Source organism: Vibrio sp. V31_P5A7T61, assembly GCF_009904895.1.
Lineage (GTDB): Bacteria > Pseudomonadota > Gammaproteobacteria > Enterobacterales > Vibrionaceae > Vibrio > Vibrio metschnikovii.
Map to the genome: position 1 here is coordinate 1 of NZ_WXWI01000048.1, position 2,454 is coordinate 2,454.

The 2,454-nt window shown below is 35.0% G+C and carries 2 protein-coding genes; both read right to left on the reverse strand.

Annotated features, from left to right (window positions below; genetic code table 11):
* Positions 1-122: 122 nt before the first annotated feature.
* The gene (locus tag CAG58_RS10795; RefSeq protein ID WP_337247259.1) at positions 123-1,592 is read right to left on the reverse strand and encodes a hypothetical protein; all 1,470 of its coding nucleotides are present in this window, start codon (positions 1,590-1,592) and stop codon (positions 123-125) included.
* Positions 1,593-1,808: 216 nt separating this feature from the next.
* Positions 1,809-2,454, reverse strand: a 646-nt coding sequence (locus CAG58_RS10800) for a DUF2971 domain-containing protein (protein ID WP_237666006.1), incomplete at its 5' end; no start/stop codon positions are given.

Sequence of the window (2,454 nt, forward strand, 5' to 3'; positions counted from 1 at the left end):
GCGTTAAGGGGTGAGCAACGCAACTACCAACTCACCGTATTGCACTAAAAACTAATAAAATCAACGCATAACGAAAATGCTACGCGTTGCGAATCCCTCTTGAACGCTTGTTATATTTTGCATTAGTACCCAGCTAATTCTGGAAGGGAGAACAACTCTCTCGTTCTCGCTTTGTCTAACCAATTAAAAGCATCACTTACACCATAGATGTCAATCAACTCCTCAGCTAAGTCGTCATAGTGTAAGCAAAACAGGCTCATAACTAAGTTATCAAAAAAGTTTGTCTTATCAGCCATGTGCATAATACTATCCCACACACCACTGCCACCCTCGTTGAAGTACATTGTCGATTCTTTCAACTCATGTTCATAGGTAGTGATATACCTTTCAGAAAATTTCTTATCTCTAGCGAAATAGAAGATCGCATTTAAACCAGCTAAGCTTTCAGGCGTCAAATAGCCATTCAAATTATCCCAAAACATTGCTTTAACCTTTGCATTACGATCTAGTAAGTCCAACATTGAGTCAAGTTCGAACTCAACCAAACCACCTGTATGATTTTTGCGAGATAATATCTCCGGATTTAATTCCATCCAAAAATCTAGGAACCAAATCAAGTCATACTCATCTATACCTTTAAGTGGCAAGCGCGAGCCTATTCTATGATTTAATTCATAGTTAGATTTTATGAGATCTATTGCTTTACTAAGGTCTCGACTTCCTAAAGAAAACCGTTCCATAAGTTTCTTTTTAGTATCTTTAAAGGTGTCATTGCGCCATGAAGTAATACTTGGCAGTTCATCTGCCAAAGAAAATAATTGCTGTCTTGATAACTTTGCCGTGAATGTATTTAATGAGTATTCCTCTCTCAGGAATTCAGTCAGGAATAGTAAGTTATCAAGCTCTTCTTCTAATGATGTAAATTTAGCTTTTAGAACATTAAAATTGATGATGGCGACTTCTGCTAAGTGCTTTCGGCTATCTCGATCAACGGGATACCTAAACGTTTGACCTGTTGCGTCAACACCTGCGATATCTAATATGGTAGGTTCAATCTTTTCATTGATAGATTGATATCGAATATCTATAGCTTCTGATTCTCGTTTAAAAAACTCCCAAATATTCCCAATATCATGAGAACCTACTAAATCGAATTCAATTCGACGCCCTTGCCATTTAGCAATAACCTCAAGATCTTCGATTGCACCTTTCAATCTTAGTTCGACAGAATGTCTCATGTTGAAGCATGCTGGATAAACCATGTCATCTACATGAAAATCTATATTTTCATAGTCAAGTGCTTGATCAATAATTAAGTTAGCTGCTTTGGAGAAACCTTTTGCGTATTCAACGTAACTAGGAGAACCATTATTCCCAACACATGCATTAGCCCGAGCAGGCTCCCCCCCTCTAAAGGTAGAATTTGTAATTTTCATACGCTGAACTCCAAGCAAAATATAACGCCCGCTTAAGGGGCTGACAACGCTACTACCAAGTTTCCGCATAACACTGAAACCACCAAAGTCAACGCATAATAAAAATGCCGCGCGTTGGAAGTCCCTCTTGAAGCGTTTGTTATATTTATTGTTCACGAAAGTAAACCTTATATTCATATTTATCTACGCATGAACGGAAAACTTTAATATCATTATTAATTTCTTTAATTTTCTTCGTTACACTTTCAATAAAAGACTCGTCAGTTCTACAACCAAATGTTATTGACTTTATACAATCTTTAGGCACATAAATCATAAACAAAACATCCGAAGAATAATTTAAATAACATGAAGACTTATTATTTATCTCAATTAAATTATCATCAAAGTCAGATAAAAAACCTCATCAATCTCAAACTCATTAATAAACTTATCCTTGTTTCTCTTCAATATGAATTTCCTATCAACGGCATCTAAAGAAACAAGAAGACGATGTTCTTTTTCGTATATCCATTCGTCAGATTTATGGAAATATACCTCCACCATGTATTCATTGAGCGACTTTAACCTTTCTTTTCTATATAAGACTCTATTAATAGCACCTACAAATTCATTTCCATTAAAGTGTGTCTTAGAGAAAAACTCATGTTCAATATCGAATTCAATAACAAAACCTTTATGTTGGTCAGCATAGTGAGACCACATAAGTAAATTTTCTTTGTCCTCAGTAAAGCTAATAACACCAAGAGACTCTAATGGATGAATGTTTAATTTTGAATAGTTAGTCGATGTTTCTAAAATGTTGTGCAGCACATCCTTGTCTTTTGAACCACGCAAATAACCTGGATAGCCTACCTTGTCAAAAAAATCCATGTAAAAATCAATTGATGGGTTAACTTCAAATGGATCATTTAAAGAATCCTTACTGGAAACTCTTATTAGAAAATTATCAAAAAAACTCTCTCTAGCTGGAAAGAATTTATATAAGCTTTTAATCATACGTGTATCCATTATAAAT